This is a genomic window from Alkalicoccus saliphilus, assembly GCF_003044065.1.
Classification (GTDB): domain Bacteria; phylum Bacillota; class Bacilli; order Bacillales; family Salisediminibacteriaceae; genus Alkalicoccus; species Alkalicoccus saliphilus.
On sequence record NZ_PZJJ01000018.1, the window covers coordinates 1 to 14,760 of the forward strand.

At 48.2% G+C, this 14,760-nt stretch carries 13 protein-coding genes; 7 read left to right on the top strand and 6 right to left on the bottom strand.

Translation table 11 applies throughout. The annotated features are described in order from the left end of the window. The first annotated feature begins 135 nt into the window (after positions 1 to 135). From C6Y45_RS11005 to C6Y45_RS11015, 3 genes are all read left to right on the top strand, one after another. Positions 136 to 1,428, top strand: coding sequence for a GntP family permease (locus C6Y45_RS11005; RefSeq protein ID WP_107585274.1), 1,293 nt, complete (start codon positions 136 to 138; stop codon positions 1,426 to 1,428). Between the two features lie 302 nt (positions 1,429 to 1,730). Next, positions 1,731 to 2,858: a carbohydrate kinase gene (locus C6Y45_RS11010; protein ID WP_107585275.1), complete on the top strand. Its 1,128-nt coding sequence runs from the start codon at positions 1,731 to 1,733 to the stop codon at positions 2,856 to 2,858. 2 nt (positions 2,859 to 2,860) lie between these two features. Next, positions 2,861 to 3,775, top strand: coding sequence for a pseudouridine-5'-phosphate glycosidase (locus C6Y45_RS11015; RefSeq protein WP_107585276.1), 915 nt, complete (start codon positions 2,861 to 2,863; stop codon positions 3,773 to 3,775). Positions 3,776 to 3,969: 194 nt separating this feature from the next. On the opposite strand, the gene C6Y45_RS11020 is transcribed toward C6Y45_RS11015, so the two are convergent. Then, positions 3,970 to 4,866, bottom strand: coding sequence for a phosphorothioated DNA-binding restriction endonuclease (locus tag C6Y45_RS11020; RefSeq protein WP_107585277.1), 897 nt, complete (start codon positions 4,864 to 4,866; stop codon positions 3,970 to 3,972). A 122-nt stretch (positions 4,867 to 4,988) separates the two neighbouring features. Further along, complete coding sequence (locus tag C6Y45_RS17570) at positions 4,989 to 5,135, bottom strand: hypothetical protein (protein WP_160058324.1); 147 nt, start codon at positions 5,133 to 5,135, stop codon at positions 4,989 to 4,991. A gap of 255 nt (positions 5,136 to 5,390) precedes the next feature. Here C6Y45_RS17570 and C6Y45_RS11025 point away from each other — a divergent pair, with 255 nt between their 5' ends. Beyond that, positions 5,391 to 6,809 (top strand): FAD-binding oxidoreductase, encoded by a 1,419-nt coding sequence (locus C6Y45_RS11025; protein WP_107585278.1) that lies wholly within the window; start codon positions 5,391 to 5,393, stop codon positions 6,807 to 6,809. Continuing rightward, positions 6,787 to 7,773: a bile acid:sodium symporter family protein gene (locus tag C6Y45_RS11030; protein ID WP_107585279.1), complete on the top strand. Its 987-nt coding sequence runs from the start codon at positions 6,787 to 6,789 to the stop codon at positions 7,771 to 7,773. Before C6Y45_RS11025 ends, C6Y45_RS11030 begins: the two co-directional genes overlap by 23 nt. Before the next feature lie 575 nt (positions 7,774 to 8,348). On the opposite strand, the gene C6Y45_RS11040 is transcribed toward C6Y45_RS11030, so the two are convergent. After that, on the bottom strand, positions 8,349 to 9,686 hold the full coding sequence (locus C6Y45_RS11040; RefSeq protein ID WP_107585281.1) for an MFS transporter: 1,338 nt from the start codon (positions 9,684 to 9,686) through the stop codon (positions 8,349 to 8,351). A gap of 441 nt (positions 9,687 to 10,127) precedes the next feature. On the opposite strand from C6Y45_RS11040, the gene C6Y45_RS11045 reads away from it, so the two are divergent. Together C6Y45_RS11045 and C6Y45_RS11050 are read left to right on the top strand one after the other, a co-directional pair. Beyond that, entirely contained in the window at positions 10,128 to 11,258 is a 1,131-nt protein-coding gene (locus C6Y45_RS11045; protein ID WP_107585282.1) for a hypothetical protein, read from the top strand. A 16-nt stretch (positions 11,259 to 11,274) separates the two neighbouring features. Beyond that, the gene (locus C6Y45_RS11050; protein ID WP_160058328.1) at positions 11,275 to 12,153 is read left to right on the top strand and encodes a protein phosphatase 2C domain-containing protein; all 879 of its coding nucleotides are present in this window, start codon (positions 11,275 to 11,277) and stop codon (positions 12,151 to 12,153) included. A 785-nt stretch (positions 12,154 to 12,938) separates the two neighbouring features. Here C6Y45_RS11050 and rpsI read toward each other — a convergent pair. From rpsI to truA, 3 genes are all read right to left on the bottom strand, one after another. Beyond that, a complete protein-coding gene (gene rpsI, locus C6Y45_RS11055; RefSeq protein ID WP_107585284.1) occupies positions 12,939 to 13,331 on the bottom strand; it encodes a 30S ribosomal protein S9 in 393 nt (130 codons plus the stop codon). Positions 13,332 to 13,351: 20 nt separating this feature from the next. After that, entirely contained in the window at positions 13,352 to 13,789 is a 438-nt protein-coding gene (gene rplM, locus C6Y45_RS11060) for a 50S ribosomal protein L13 (protein ID WP_107585285.1), read from the bottom strand. A 180-nt stretch (positions 13,790 to 13,969) separates the two neighbouring features. Next, positions 13,970 to 14,752: a tRNA pseudouridine(38-40) synthase TruA gene (gene truA / locus C6Y45_RS11065; protein WP_107585286.1), complete on the bottom strand. Its 783-nt coding sequence runs from the start codon at positions 14,750 to 14,752 to the stop codon at positions 13,970 to 13,972. Positions 14,753 to 14,760: the final 8 nt, after the last annotated feature.

Here is a 14,760-nt window from a genome sequence, read left to right on the forward strand (position 1 = left end):
TTGTCCCAAATGATCCTAAGACCATTATCTAGAAATATCTCGAGGTGTCCAAGAGGAAAGTATCCTTGAGAAGAAAGCAAGAGAAATTGATAAGTTCCAAAGGGACTTAAACATACTATACGAGGAGAGAGGTATATGGAATTATGGAGCGGTTTGGGTATTTTATTAGGATTTTTGGTTCTAATGATCTCCGTCTGGAAAAAGATCAGTCTATTACTGGCTACGCTCGCTGCCAGTGCTATTATTGCAGGCTTTGGCGGCCTGAATATAGCTGACATTTGGACAGGGCCCTATATGGAGGGATTTGCTGGATTTGCTGGAGACTATTTGCTTTTATTTTGTATAGGAGCAATGTTTGGTAAAATTTTGGAAGATAGCGGTGCAAGCTGGAGACTTGCTACTACTATCGTAGATAAGGCAGGTGAAAAATGGTCTCTTGTTGCTTTCTGCGGGTTGATCATGCTGCTTTTATATGGGGGGGTAAGCATATTTGTTATTATATTTATTATTCTTCCTATTGGTAAAAACTTATTTGAGCGTTTGCAGATTCCCTGGTCCTACTTCCCTGCCATTGCTCTTATCGGTACCATTCCCCCAGTAGGGATGCTTCCAGGTTCTCTACAAATTCTTAATATTATCCCAACCCAGTATTTTGGTACCAACCTTATGGCTGGAGCCTGGGTAGGTATTATTGCTTCAATTGTATACCTTGTTTTAGCAGCGGTATTTGTAAGATTTTTGCTTAAAAATTCTGAGCAAAAGTTTGATATTAAAGAATTTCAAAATATCAAAGCAAGTTCGTCTACTCAGAAAGATTATGCAAATACCGCTCCTAACGTGTGGATATCAATTCTACCTATAATGGTAGCTCTTGCTTCAGTAAATATTTTCAATATTGAAATTATTATAGGGCTTCTGGTTGCAAGCGTTCTGGCTGTGCTGTTATTTTGGAAATCGCTGCAAGATATAATTTCTTCCTTAAGTAAAGGGGCAGAGAATGGATTTGTTCCTCTTATATATGTTTCTGTAGTCGTAGGAGTTGCCAGAGTCGTAGAACAGGTACCATTTTTCGAAGTCGCACAGGAATTATTATTTGAACTTCCTGTAAATGAACTCTTGATCGTTATGGCTGTGACTTCAGTCATCGCAGCAATGACCGGTTCTTCTTCCGGCAGTCTGACAATGATTGTTGATTTATTTGGGGAAACATTTGTTTCATGGGGATACGATCCTGAATTAGTTCACCGACTAATGTCTACCACTGCCATAGGATTGGACGCTGTTCCATGGAATTCAGTCATCGTAGTAATGTTCACTTTGACAGGCGTTGCTTTCGCTAAAGGGTACAAATACGTATTTGTAACGGCTGTGATCCTACCTTTAGTAGGAGCCTTGTCGATTCTCATGGTTTCCCCTGTTTTTTACTAAGTTGATGTAAATAAAAATAAGACCGCAAACAATTCTCAATAGAAATTTGTTTGCGGTCTTATTATGAACAGAAACTATAAATACGTCTATTTTAAACATGCTACGTACTTCCACTAAAATCTGCTTCTTATTAAGGATTACTGTTTTAACATCAGAATATCTGAAATATCTCAACACTCAAACTTAGCTATTAAATACTTAGTATCCCCGCTTTCTTACTTGACTTCTTCTATAGCAACCTTTAAACTAAATTTAACAAACAAAAGTTTATATTTTTTACAAATATCATTAGGAGGTGCACTATGACCCGTTTTCGCTGGACGGATCTTCCGGAAAATGAGCAGGAAGTGTTCCGTCTGATCCGGGATAACCCTTTTATCTCCCAGCAGGCACTTGCCGACAGTGTCGGTCTCTCCCGTCCGTCGGTGGCAAATATTATTTCTTCCCTTATGAAAAAGGAACTGATTAAAGGGAAAGCGTATATCGTCAACGAATCATCGCCGGCAGTATGTATCGGAGGGGCGAATGTCGACCGCAAGTACACAGCGAAAGATCCTTTGCAGTGGGGAACCTCAAATCCGACTTCTTCTGTACAAAGCGCAGGTGGAGTCGCCAGGAATATTGCGGAAAACCTCGGACGGATGGAAACGGACACGGTTCTCCTTACGGCAGCCGGCCGTGACGTGGAGTGGCAGCTGATTGAAGAAGCCACCTCCCCTTTTGTTGATTTAGAACGGACAGCTTTTGTATCCGGTGCTTCCACCGGATCCTACAGTGCTGTACTTGCTCCGGATGGAGAAATGGCTCTTGCGATGGCCGACATGGACGTGTTCGACTCGATTACTCCCGACCTTATCCGTCGGAACGAGTCTCTACTTATTCGGAGCTCCTGCCTTATTATCGATCTGAACTGTCCGCGGGAGTCGGTGGAAGCGGTACAGCAGACTGCCCGACGGGGAAAAATTCCGCTCGCTGTTATCGCCGTTTCCGCCCCGAAAATGAACCGCATCCCCGACAGTCTGGACGGCATTACTTGGCTTCTGACAAACCGTCAGGAAACTGAAACGTCCCTCGGATTCTCTCTCGATACCCGGGAGGACTGGCAGAAAGCCTGCAGGGAGTGGCTCACTAAAGGAATGGAAAAAGTCATTATAACGGACGGAGCAGCAGGTGCAGTACACGCAGAGCGGGAAGCTCCTGATGCCCGGCACGTACCGGCAGGCACGCCGCCGGCTGTCGTAGATGTCACCGGAGCCGGAGATGCTTTTTCCGCTGCCCTCATCCGTGCCCAGCTCGACGGCTGCTCTTTAGATGAAGCCGTACGTGCCGGGATGAGAAATGCCGAAGCAACACTCGCCGTCCCTGAAACTGTACGCCGTGATCTTCATGCAGACAGCATTTATAACCATATTGAAACGGAGGCAGAATAAACATGAATGAAGCCATTAAACTCAGCCGGGAAGTGCTCGAAGCCAAAGAAAACAATAAGCCGGTTGTCGCTCTGGAATCGACGATCATTTCCCACGGTATGCCTTACCCGCAGAACGTACAGACCGCCCGGGAAGTAGAACAGATTATCCGCGATAACGGAGCTGTACCTGCTACGATTGCGATTCTTAACGGCATTATTCACGTCGGACTTACTGATGAAGAGCTGGAAACTCTCGGAACTGCAGAAAACGTAGCTAAAGCTTCACGAAGGGATCTTGCGTACCTTACGGCTACAAAACAGCACGGAGCAACAACCGTTGCAGCTACGATGATCTGCGCTGAACGTGCCGGTATCGATGTGTTCGTTACCGGTGGCATCGGCGGCGTTCACCGCGATGCGGAAAAAACGATGGATATTTCCGCTGACCTCGACGAACTTGCCAAAACGAACGTTGCTGTCGTCTGTGCCGGTGCTAAATCCATTCTTGACCTCGGACTCACTATGGAGTATCTGGAAACAAAAGGCGTCCCCGTCATCGGCTACGGCACAGATCAGCTTCCTGCTTTCTTTACACGCACGAGCGAATTCCCTGTCAATTTCCGTGTGGATACGCCGGAAACTGCTGCAGCGGTGCTGCATGACAAATGGGCTCTCGATCTTCAGGGGGGAGCAGTAATTGCCAATCCAATTCCTGAAGAGCATGCGATGAAAGAAGAAGATATTTCTGAAATCATTAATAAAGCCTTAAAAGAAGCCCGGACGGATGGCATCTCCGGAAAAGACACTACACCGTATCTCCTGCAGCGCATTCATGACCTCACAGACGGAGGCAGCCTCAAAGCGAACATCGCTCTCGTAAAGCACAACGCCGAAGTCGGTGCTGCGATTGCTGTGAGTCTAAACGAACGAAAATAACCTCTCTTTATCAAAAAAGGCTGTCTCAAAAGGATCATAGAAACAGCCGGAATAGCACAAGTGGAGTCGGACTAAGATTTTTAAACCCTGTCAGATCGGAATTTATCTGACAGGGTTTAGTCCGTGCGAAACCGTGCTCTCTTACTTATGGAACATCCCCTTTTTCCAGTAGAAACCACATATATTTTTTGACGTTACTCCACAACATAACGCTCCGGCCCTTTAAACACTTCCTTCACATGCCAGTGAATAAAACTTTCATCCGGCTTATAAGCAGGGCGGACCGGGGCAGAAATTTCCCGTCCATGAAAATCAAGGAGCCATTCCTGAAATCCGGCGGACCCGTTTGCTTCTTCGGCAACTAAAAGTTTTCTTGAAGGAGTAATCGTAAATACACCGCGGTCGAACAGCTTGTGGTGAAGAGAGCAGAGCGCCATGCCGTTTTCTTCTGTATCAGGACCGCCCATCTGATGCCATTTAATATGCGCCGCTTCGATTCCGACAAGCTGACTGCCGAGACGTACGTTAAATCCACAGACGGCACACCGGTATTCGTACGCCCGGAGAATTTTCTCGCGGAAGCGGGGGTCCCGGGCTCTCCGCTTCCGGCTCAAAGCGTACATTTCCATATCGAGCCCCACCGCATCGAGAATATCCTCGTGCATCGTTTCCGGAAAATGCTCCTGCAGCAATAGTTCCGCCGCTTCTTTTAAAAGCAGCGGCTGCCGATCCAGCATCCGGCACACTTCCTCCGTAAAGCCTCCTTTAACATTTTCCTGAAGAAGTAGTTTGTTTCTTGGATTCCGGCGATCTATTTCCTTATCGAGCTGCCAGATGCCGTCCCCGGTGAGACGGACAAACGGTTCTTCCGGTGCATAGGAACGCCTTCTCGGACCGAATTCCATTAACAGCTCCTTCAATTTTGGCTTCACCTCTTCGTATGGAAGGGCGGAAATTTTTTCTGACTGATACTTGGCGAGGGCGTATAATACGAGCAGCGGCTTGTGGGGAGCACGCTGGTCCCCGTTCTTCCATATAGTTAACTGCTGCAGGTGCTGCTGCAGGTGCTGCTTCAGCTGCTCTTCTGTCATACATGGTACTCCTTTTTAATTCCGGCCTGTTTGTGTATTCATTGTACCAAAACCTTTTCTGCTTCTGAAAATATATGTAAAAAACAGGCCCCCGAATTTTTCAGGCTGCCTGCCGCTTTCCATTATAAAAACTGTCTAATCAGCGCAACTGCCACAATAATAACAATGACTGTTGCAGCCGTCCGTATCAGACATCCTACTCCCCGAAGAATGACCGGGAAGAAAAAGATGACGAGTATAATAACGAGAATGAGCGTAAACGGATCCATCATATTCCTCCTTTTTTCTAAAACCGTACTATACATTTAACCAAACAGACGGCAGGAAGTCGAATAATTTGCCGGTGTTCTCTTTCATCCTTACGAAATAAGGATGAAAAAGGTTACATCCTGCTTCTCCGAACGCATTCCCCCATTGCTTTTTTCAGATAATTTAGTAAAATAAACGGGACGGGAGCCCTTTGGAAGGGCTTTTATTCTGACAGCCTACAGCTGATGATACATAAAAGAAAAGAGGACTGCGTTATGGAAGAAAAACATCGGGAACTTATGAAGGAGCTTCAGTCCCTGCTTTCCGTGGAGCAGGTTACACAGAATGAAACAGCGCTTTTGCAGCACGGAGGAGACGAATCGTACCATGCCCCTGTACTCCCTGCATGCATTGCCTATCCGAAAACGACGGAGGAAGTACAGCACATTGTGCGTACAGCGAAAAAATACAGGATGCCGGTTATCCCATACGGGAGGGGAACGAGTCTTGAAGGTCACGTCATTCCCCATGAAGGAGGCATTACGGTCGATTTTGCCTTAATGGATCAGATTCTGGAAATCCGGGACAGCGACTTTCTCGTGAAAGTTCAACCCGGGGTCACCCGCTCCCAGCTGAATAAAGAATTGAAAAAGCACGGTCTGTTTTTTACTGTGGATCCCGGTGCCGACGCAACACTCGGCGGCATGGCCGCAACGAATGCAAGCGGAACCACCTCTGTAAAATACGGCGTCATGCGGGATCAGGTACGGGACCTGGAAGTCGTGACAGCGGAAGGGACGATCATACATACAGGCAGCGAAGCCGTGAAATCGTCCTCCGGCTATCATTTAAACGGCTTGTTTGTCGGGTCGGAAGGAACGCTCGGATGCTTTACGGAACTGACACTCCGGGTGTACGGCATTCCGGAATCGATCATGGCCGCACGTGTTACGTTTCCTTCCGTGTCTGACGCAGTCGGCGGTGTCGTGACACTTCTGCAGTCCGGTATTGAAATTGCACGCGTGGAACTCGTCGATGAACCGTCCATGCAGCAGGTGAATAAACATATGGAAACATCCTACAAAGAAATGCCGACGCTGTTCCTTGAACTTCACGGCAATGAAGCAGGTCTCGCCCAGGACGTGGACTTCATGAAAACGATCATGGAAGAGCACGCCTGCGAAAGCATTGACTTTGAAATGGAAACAGCCGGCAGAAACCAGCTGTGGGAAGCACGCCACAACCTCGCCTACGCTTACGTCCACGGTTATCCCGGCAAAAAGCTGATGGTAACAGACGTCTGTCTCCCTATCTCGCAGCTTGCCGGCGCTGTTGCCCATGCCAGAGAGGAATTAAACCGCCTCGAACTCGTCGGCGGCATCGTCGGCCACGTCGGGGACGGCAATTTCCACGTGCTTCTGATGATTGACTTAAACGACAGCGAAGAAATGAAAAACGCTGCGGAACTCAATGAAAACATTGTTTACTATGCCCTCGCACGCGGCGGAACGTGTACCGGGGAGCACGGGGTCGGCATCGGCAAAAAGAAATACCAGGAGGAAGAACACGGACCGGCGCTTGCTGTGATGGAAAAAATCAAACAGGCACTGGATCCTGAAGAAATAATGAACCCGAATAAAATTATCAGGACAAAACGTGGAGATGAAGCCGATGAAACTGTTAGAACAAATTAGTTCCATTGCCGGTAAATATTTTGCATTCTGGGTCATGGCAATCGCTGTTATTGCCTTTATGCTCCCGGATCTGTTCGTCGGGCTCGGCGCGTATATTACGATCCTGCTCGGTGTCGTTATGTTCGGGATGGGTCTCACACTGAAGGCTGTCGATTTCAAAATTATTTTCAAAAATCCGCTTCCTGTCATCGTCGGCGTCGTGGCCCAGTACGTTATCATGCCGCTGTGCGCATTTGCGATAGCTTACGCGCTGAACCTGCCGGCGGAACTCGCAGCCGGCCTTGTTCTTCTTGGTTCGGTACCCGGCGGGACAGCGTCAAACGTCATGGTGTATCTCGCCAGAGGAAACCTGCCGCTTTCCGTGTCGATGACTTCTTTTTCCACGCTTCTCGCACCGATTACGACGCCGTTTATTCTTCTGCTGCTTGCCGGCCAGTGGCTGCCGGTGGATGCAGGTGCGATGGTGCTTTCCATCGTCCAGGTGATTATTATTCCGATCGTCCTCGGGCTGACCATCCGCCGTTTCTTTACGAGAGCCGTGGATAAAAGTATTACCGTCGTGCCGCTTATTTCGGTGCTTGCGATCATTATTATCGTGTCGGCTGTTGTTGCCGGTAACGTGGAAAATATCGCTTCAGCAGGCCTCCTTATCTTTACCGCTGTTGCGCTGCACAACGCTTTCGGACTTCTGCTCGGCTACTTTACAGCCGTAGCAATGAAACTCGATGAATCGACCCGGCGGGCTATTTCCCTGGAAGTCGGTATGCAGAATTCCGGCCTCGGCGTAGCGCTCGCGAGCGCCCACTTTGGTCCTCTCGCGGCACTGCCTAGTGCTGCGGCCGCTGTTTGGCACAACATTTCCGGTCCGATCCTTGCCACACTCTGGGCGAAGCGGCCGGCAAAAACGCAGGATCCGTCCGCCGCGCAGTCAGAAAAAGAAGAGCGCCGCAGAAAACAGGCGTAACGTACGAAAAAGCTCCTGGCCGGGAAATAAGGCCTGGAGCTTTTTGTTTTAAGCTATATTCGCTGTGGCTGGCTCGAGAAACACTTCGCTTCCAACCGGCCTGCCGTGGAGGAGATTTTCTGGCAGGGTGCGCCCTATTCTCCAATCTCCTTCTTCCACAGGCCGCTTTCCGCCTCGTTTTTTCATAGAAAAAAAGTTCTACTTTTCAAGAACAACCCGGAGCTTTAACAGAGACACTCATGCACTATCTTTGCACCATGAAGAATGAAAATGTAATGTCCTTTTCCAGTAAGGTTATCTCCTATCAAACCAGGGAGGAATGTAGCCTGTTTATGTGCTGTCTTTTTTACCGTAAGCTGTAGTGGACATGGAGGGACTCCTGAGCGATAAAGGCCGAGCCGAAGATCCATTCCATCCGACGCAAGAAGGATGGAATTAGCTGAGGCCGGCCCGCTCGGAAAGCCTCTCCGTGGAAACGAAAGCGAACGTCCATTTTTTTATTTCCAAGGCAGCCTTATTTTAAAAGTTATCTTCACAGCATATACATCTACACCGATTTCCATTGAACTTTACGTTCACGACATTTTTTCTTCAGGCGCAGCAATGTTTATACTTTTATTTTGATCTCTCGTATACCACATAATAATAGGAATAAGTAATAAAGAAAGTAAGGCTCCAATGACTGCCAAAACGGCAAAACTGGACTGTGCCACGACCAGCCCGGATAATCCTCCTCCGAACGCCCCTGCTAATGCAATCCAAACATCCACCGTTCCCTGTGTTTTTGCGCGGGTGCCCTGTGAAGTAGCGTCTACGAGTATAGCGGTACCGCTGATTAAACCAAAGTTCCACCCGAGGCCGAGCAGACCGAGTGATGCCACAAGGACAATCAGAGAATTCCCGGTTCCTAAAGCTGCGATCGCTCCGGCAGCAAGCAGTGTCACAGAAGATGCGATAACCATTGTCCCTCTGCCTGCTTTATCTACAAGATAACCGGTTACTAAGGAAGGGAGAAACATGGCTCCGATGTGAAAGCCTATGACAAATCCGACTGCACTCAATCCATGTCCGTAGTGCCCCATATGGATCGGTGTCATCGTCATAATGGCTATCATGACAAACTGCGTCAAAAACATAACGGCCGCTCCTGTGAAAACTCCCCGCTTATTATTGACTGCCGGGACCGCTTTCTCCTCCAGAGAAGAAGGAATTTTTTCTTTTTCTGCTGCCTGACTGGCGTTTGCCACAATAAATGGATCAGGACGAAGCCAGATAAATAAGATGATACCGGCAAGAATATACGCGGCCGCTGCCAGGATGAACGGTCCTGCCAGTGCGGGTACTCCTATACTTAAAGCAAAGCTTCCCATTACTTCAACAAGGTTGGGACCTGCTACCGCTCCGAATGTCATAGCAACCAGAACGATGCTGATCGCCTTCCCTCTCTGCGTTGAGTCTGCTAAATCTGTTCCTGCGTAGCGGGACTGTAAATTCGTTGCTGCACCGGCTCCATACAGAAACAAGGAGATAAATAATAAAAAGACGCTGTTTATCACTGCTGCAATAATGACTCCGACAGCCCCTGCTCCACCTGCCAAAAATCCGGCCGTAAGCCCCGTCCGTCTCCCGGATCGTTGGGACAGGCGCCCGACAAGCAGAGCGGTCAGAGCCGCTCCTAAAGTAAATAATGCCACAGGCAGACCTGCCAAGCCGGCCGTTCCGAGCATATCCTGAGCTAAAAGTGCACCCACTGTTATACCGGCTGCAAATCCGGCTCCCGCAAAAATCTGTGAAATAGTAACGATAATTAACGTCTTCTTATATAACTGTTTCTGCTTTTCAGAAGAATCAATGTAGCTCTGCAGCCATGGGGATGGAGCACCTGCACCTTTCACCCTTTCTTTACGCAGCATAGTCTTTCCCCTCCTTAATCACGCATTCGTTATAAACAGGGATAAGCAGGATATCTGAAATAAACCGGGCTTGAATTGTCCGACGGAAGGGCCGTTAAAACGGCGGGGAATCGGTGAGGAATAAGCCTGTTTCCAAAGCTTTGAAGGGTTGTTCGGAAGGGTGGATTTTTCATCCTTATACAGAGTTGTAAGGTTCCATACCACCAAATGCCCGGGAGTAAACCCTTAAATTGCTCTGTGCATTTTCAGCCTCATTGCTTCCATTTCTCAAGCTGGCTTGAAACTGCGGTAAAAAGGCTTTTACGTCCGGCGGTCACTGTAAATATATGATAAAATAATGAAAAAAGATCCATTCAACAGGTGAAAAACGAAAAGTACGCTTCGTTCAGCGGATTTAACCAATGCTGTGCAGGCCATCCTATACGTGAAGCAGGTGAAAACATGCGTTATACACTCGAAGACATAAAAACAATACCGACAGATGACTACAAAAACATCGAAGATTTTATCCGCTCCCTTTCCAGTGAAGCTGGAAGAGAATTTGAGATACAGCTGACCTGCCTTGCCAAAGAAAGTGATATGCGGCTTCTTCAGTACATACCAAAAAACCTGCAGGCCGATGATCGTGGATTTGCTTACTTTGTCCTGAAAGCAACCTATTTCCGTCGCCACAAAGACTACAGCGAATTGCGGATGTACGTAAATGAGTATCAACAACATTTTCAGGACCGTGCCTTCTACTGGCATTTAAAATCGATGGCTTACCTGATTCAGGTAACCGAGGAAACGATCTTTCTGGAAGGATTGGCTTATATTAAAAAAGCGGTGGAGTTTGATGAAAGCAGCAGCCACATCGGCATCCTTCACAATTATTCGGAAGCGGTCGTCACCGGTCTGGAAGAATACCCCGGCCAGACAAAGGAACTGTTAAGTGAAAAAGAAATCCGCAGCGCCTCCGGTATGATTGATCAGGTCCTCGAAAAGGACCCCTCCTACCCGAAATTTTACTGTACAAAAGGCAGATGGGAAGCCGCTTTTCATCATAATTTTACTTCTGCAAAGAAACATATCGAAAAAGCGGTTGATATGGAATCCTCTAAAGAGAAAAATTATGCCCTCCGTATCGGCGACTATCAGCGGTATATGCTGAAAGTTGAGCTGCAGGAAGCGAAGATGGAACTTGATGATAAAAACAGCAGCCTGAAAAAACAGCTGGAAGAGTCGAAAAATGATATCCAAGAGCAGCAGGAAACTCTCCAGAAACAGGTGGAACAGTCGAAGCAGAAGCTGGAGACGATGAAATCGGATAATATGAAAGTTCTCGGCTTCTTTACCGCCCTGCTGAGCCTCGTAGTTGGTTCCATTTCCATCGTGGGTACGCAGGACTTTCTCGACGCAGCACTTTTAATCATGGTACTCGGCGGTGTTTTATTGTTTTCCTTTGCAGGCTTTTTCTTTCTTCAGGCAAGGTCCCACGCGAAGTACTTCTTCATTACCATCGCCGTATGTATTTTAATGATCGGCAGTTCTTTTGGTCTTTATATGATGCTTCAGGGACCGGGCAATTTATAACATAAGGATGATAAAAATGATTAAATCAGTAGACATTGTTTACGAGCAGGGAAGTAACGAACATAATGAAGATCAATATATCTCAAATGAGTCACACGGATTCTTTGCCGTCATTGACGGGGCCACCTCTCTTGCGAAAACCGGTATGCCCGGTTTGATCGCCTCTCAGACGGTCAGAGATGCAATGGCAGAGAGCGTTACTGCCTCCCCTCTGGCGGCGTTTCAACAGGCGAATGCTGCGTTGAGTGAAACCGCGGTGGCTGAGTCGGAGTACCTTTCTGTTTCCGCCACTCCAAAAGAGGAGCGAAGTACCTGCGGAGGAACGGCCGTCCGCTTCCACGAAGACGCGCTGGAATACGCACACCTCGGAGACTGCATGCTGTTTCTTGAGTACAGCGACGGGACAGTACGGAGAGTAACGTTTGATCATTTATCCAGGCTGGACAGCGTGGCTATCCGTGAAGCACATGACTACCGCATGAAATGGCTGGAACAGCACGGCCTGCCCTCAGGGGACGACGTGCAGCGGATGCATAAAGAAATAAAGGAGCATGTGTCCCCCACTCTCCTCGCCAACCGGCGGAAGCTGAATGAAAGCGATGGATACGGGGTCTTTGACGGCAGTAAAGAAGCAGAACGTTTCATTGAGTCCGGGACGATCCCGCTTATTAACGTTTCAAAAGTTTTATTACTGTCCGACGGCCTGCAGTATCCTGTTTCCCCGGATTCCGGTTCGGACGGATGGAACGAAGCAGCAGCGCACTCGTTTAAACACGGCGTCCATTCGCTGCTTAAAAAAGTGAACGAACTCGAACAGTCGGACCCTCTCTGTTATAAGTACCCGAGACTTAAACCCGCGGATGATAAAACAGCGGTGCTTATTAATTTAAAGTAGAGAACATTGTTCTTTTTATAATTGTAAAAAAGGTAGTAGACAGCCTCCGTTACAGACGAACGCTTTCCCGAGGGCTTGTCTTCAGCTGACTTATGCGGGAAGAAACCCCGCATAAGTGGATCTTCAGACGGCGCTGAATCCTCCGGGAGTCGTCGTCTTACACTTCGGCTTCCTTTATTGTCCGGACGGTCTCACATAAAATATTAGAGACATTCTTTTTTAAAATGGCTCTGTTAAAGCTCCGGGCTCTTACGTAAACATGGGAATCAAGCTGTTTTTTCTATTAAAACCAAATTGATCAAATAAATTCCATAGAAACAAACCCGTTCTACCAGTATTTTCAACAGATATACCTGATGAAACAAATCAGCATAAAAGGATCTTCCCGCTTTCCATTGTACGGAAGAAAAAACAATGTGGAAATCTGCGGATACCAATATCAGCCGGAGGTCTCCTCCTCGTCAGAACTGGAGCTGAGTTTCCTTCAGCCATCAGTCCCAGACTCCCTCGGTAACATAGGTTTATCTCCGAATAGAACGCAGCCTATTTTATAAAATATTTCTTCTTCAGCAGGAGAAAAAGACGAGAAAAGGAGCCTTTCTTCAGAAAGCCAGAGTGGAATTAGCTGAGACCGGCCCGCTCGGAAAGCGTCCCCATGGAAACGAAGGCGAACTATTATCGCTTATAAGCACACAAAAACCCCCTCTGCCGGGTTGGTAGCAGAGGGGGTGTACGTGCGCCTTTTCCGTCCACAGGAAAGGGCGCCGTTTGCAGTTGTAAAAAAATTAACGCTTCGAGAACTGAGGCGCACGACGTGCTGCTTTAAGACCGTATTTCTTACGCTCTTTTTCACGTGCGTCACGAGTAAGGTAGCCGGCTGCTTTAAGGGCCGGGCGGAATTCAGGGTCTGCAGTTACAAGGGCACGGGCGATACCGTGACGGATTGCGCCTGCCTGGCCTGTGTATCCTCCACCGTTTACGTTTACGTGTACGTCATACGTACCTTCTGTTTCTGTTTCAGCGAGTGGCTGCTTTGCGATTACTTTTAGTGTTTCAAGGTCAAAGTACTCATCGATGCCGCGCTTGTTGATGACAATGCTGCCATCCCCAGGTACTAGGTGTACACGTGCAACGGAGTTTTTACGACGACCTGTTCCGTAGTATTGAACTTGTGCCAAGAAAAATCCCTCCTTCTGAATTAACCGCGTAGTTCGTACGCTTCTGGTTTTTGTGCAGCGTGTGGATGCTCGCTGCCCGCATATACGTGAAGTTTTTTGCCTGTCTGACGGCCGAGACGACCTTTTGGAAGCATGCCTTTGATAGAAAGCTCAAGCAGACGCTCCGGCTTTTCCGCACGCATGTCACCTGCTGAAGTTGCCTTCAGGGAACCAGGGTAACGGCTGTGACGGTAGTAGTACTTGTCCTGCAGCTTGTTACCTGTCAGGTGAATCTTCTCTGCATTGATAATGATGACGTGGTCACCAGTGTCGATGTGTGGTGTGAATGTCGGCTTGTGCTTGCCGCGGAGCAGGCTGGCTGCTTCTGTGGAAAGACGACCGAGCGTCTTGCCTTCTGCGTCAATTACGTGCCACTTGCGTTCTACTTGTTCAGGGCTTGCCATATATGTTGTACGCATTTTTATTTCCCTCCTAAATCTGACTCTTCATAAAAAACTGCTGTCAATTACGATCGATTCCGTACCCGGGGCTAGTGGGCATAAGAATACCGTTAATCATCATATAACACATGCCGGGTGATGTCAATACGAAATACACCAGGCAGGGTTGCTTTTTCAAAAAAATTTTTTGTCTTTCGTTCAGCTTTTCCGAATGGAGGCTAAATGGGCTTTCAGCGCTTCTTCTTCATAAAATACCTGAGACAAATACAGGCCGTGTCCCGGGGCCGTTTTTCCGGCAGCGGCCCGCTCCTCCTGCCGGATAATCGCAGGAATGGATTCAGGCTCTCTCGCCCCGAAGCCGACTTCAAGGAGTGTACCGGTCATGACACGCACCATCTGGTATAAAAAGCCGCTCCCGACAAAGCGGAGTGTCCAGCTGCTTGTATCCTGAAGCACATCTACAGCATACATCGTCCGTACTTTATCCACGACAGACGTCCGCGGCGAAGAGAGGCTCGAAAAATCGTGCGTACCGAGCATAAAGTCCGCCGCCTGCTGCATTCTTTCCTGGTCCGGGGTCTTCCGGAGCTGGTGTTCATAGTGACGTTTGAACACACTGTGCTCTTCACCTGTCGTCATGCGGTATAAATACTCTTTGCCTGAAGCGTCGTAGCGCGCGTGAAAGGAAGGGTCGACTTCCCGGCACGTATGCACGTGAATATCTTTTGGAAGGAGGCTGTTCAGTGCCATCGGCCAGCGCTCCTCGGGAATGTGCAGCGGACTGTCGAAATGAAGCGGCTGCCTCAGCGCATGGACTCCGGTATCTGTCCGTCCGGAGGATACTGCCTGCCATTTCTCCGCTTTATGAAGTTTTGCTAAAGCCCGTTCCACTTCTTCCTGGACGGTACGGGCATTCAGCTGCTTCTGGTAGCCCCGGAAGCCGCTCCCATCATAGGAAATATGGGCAAGAATTCGTTTCATACAAGTAA

Bases quoted from the DNA above. Each gene is read 5' to 3' on its own strand.
- C6Y45_RS11005 (WP_107585274.1), top strand. From the start codon at position 136: ATGGAATTATGGAGCGGTTTGGGTATTTTATTAGGATTTTTGGTTCTA.
- C6Y45_RS11010 (WP_107585275.1), top strand. From the start codon at position 1,731: ATGACCCGTTTTCGCTGGACGGATCTTCCGGAAAATGAGCAGGAAGTG.
- C6Y45_RS11015 (WP_107585276.1), top strand. From the start codon at position 2,861: ATGAATGAAGCCATTAAACTCAGCCGGGAAGTGCTCGAAGCCAAAGAA.
- C6Y45_RS11020 (WP_107585277.1), bottom strand. From the start codon at position 4,866: ATGACAGAAGAGCAGCTGAAGCAGCACCTGCAGCAGCACCTGCAGCAG.
- C6Y45_RS17570 (WP_160058324.1), bottom strand. From the start codon at position 5,135: ATGGATCCGTTTACGCTCATTCTCGTTATTATACTCGTCATCTTTTTC.
- C6Y45_RS11025 (WP_107585278.1), top strand. From the start codon at position 5,391: ATGGAAGAAAAACATCGGGAACTTATGAAGGAGCTTCAGTCCCTGCTT.
- C6Y45_RS11030 (WP_107585279.1), top strand. From the start codon at position 6,787: ATGAAACTGTTAGAACAAATTAGTTCCATTGCCGGTAAATATTTTGCA.
- C6Y45_RS11040 (WP_107585281.1), bottom strand. From the start codon at position 9,686: ATGCTGCGTAAAGAAAGGGTGAAAGGTGCAGGTGCTCCATCCCCATGG.
- C6Y45_RS11045 (WP_107585282.1), top strand. From the start codon at position 10,128: ATGCGTTATACACTCGAAGACATAAAAACAATACCGACAGATGACTAC.
- C6Y45_RS11050 (WP_160058328.1), top strand. From the start codon at position 11,275: ATGATTAAATCAGTAGACATTGTTTACGAGCAGGGAAGTAACGAACAT.
- rplM (WP_107585285.1), bottom strand. From the start codon at position 13,789: ATGCGTACAACATATATGGCAAGCCCTGAACAAGTAGAACGCAAGTGG.
- truA (WP_107585286.1), bottom strand. From the start codon at position 14,752: ATGAAACGAATTCTTGCCCATATTTCCTATGATGGGAGCGGCTTCCGG.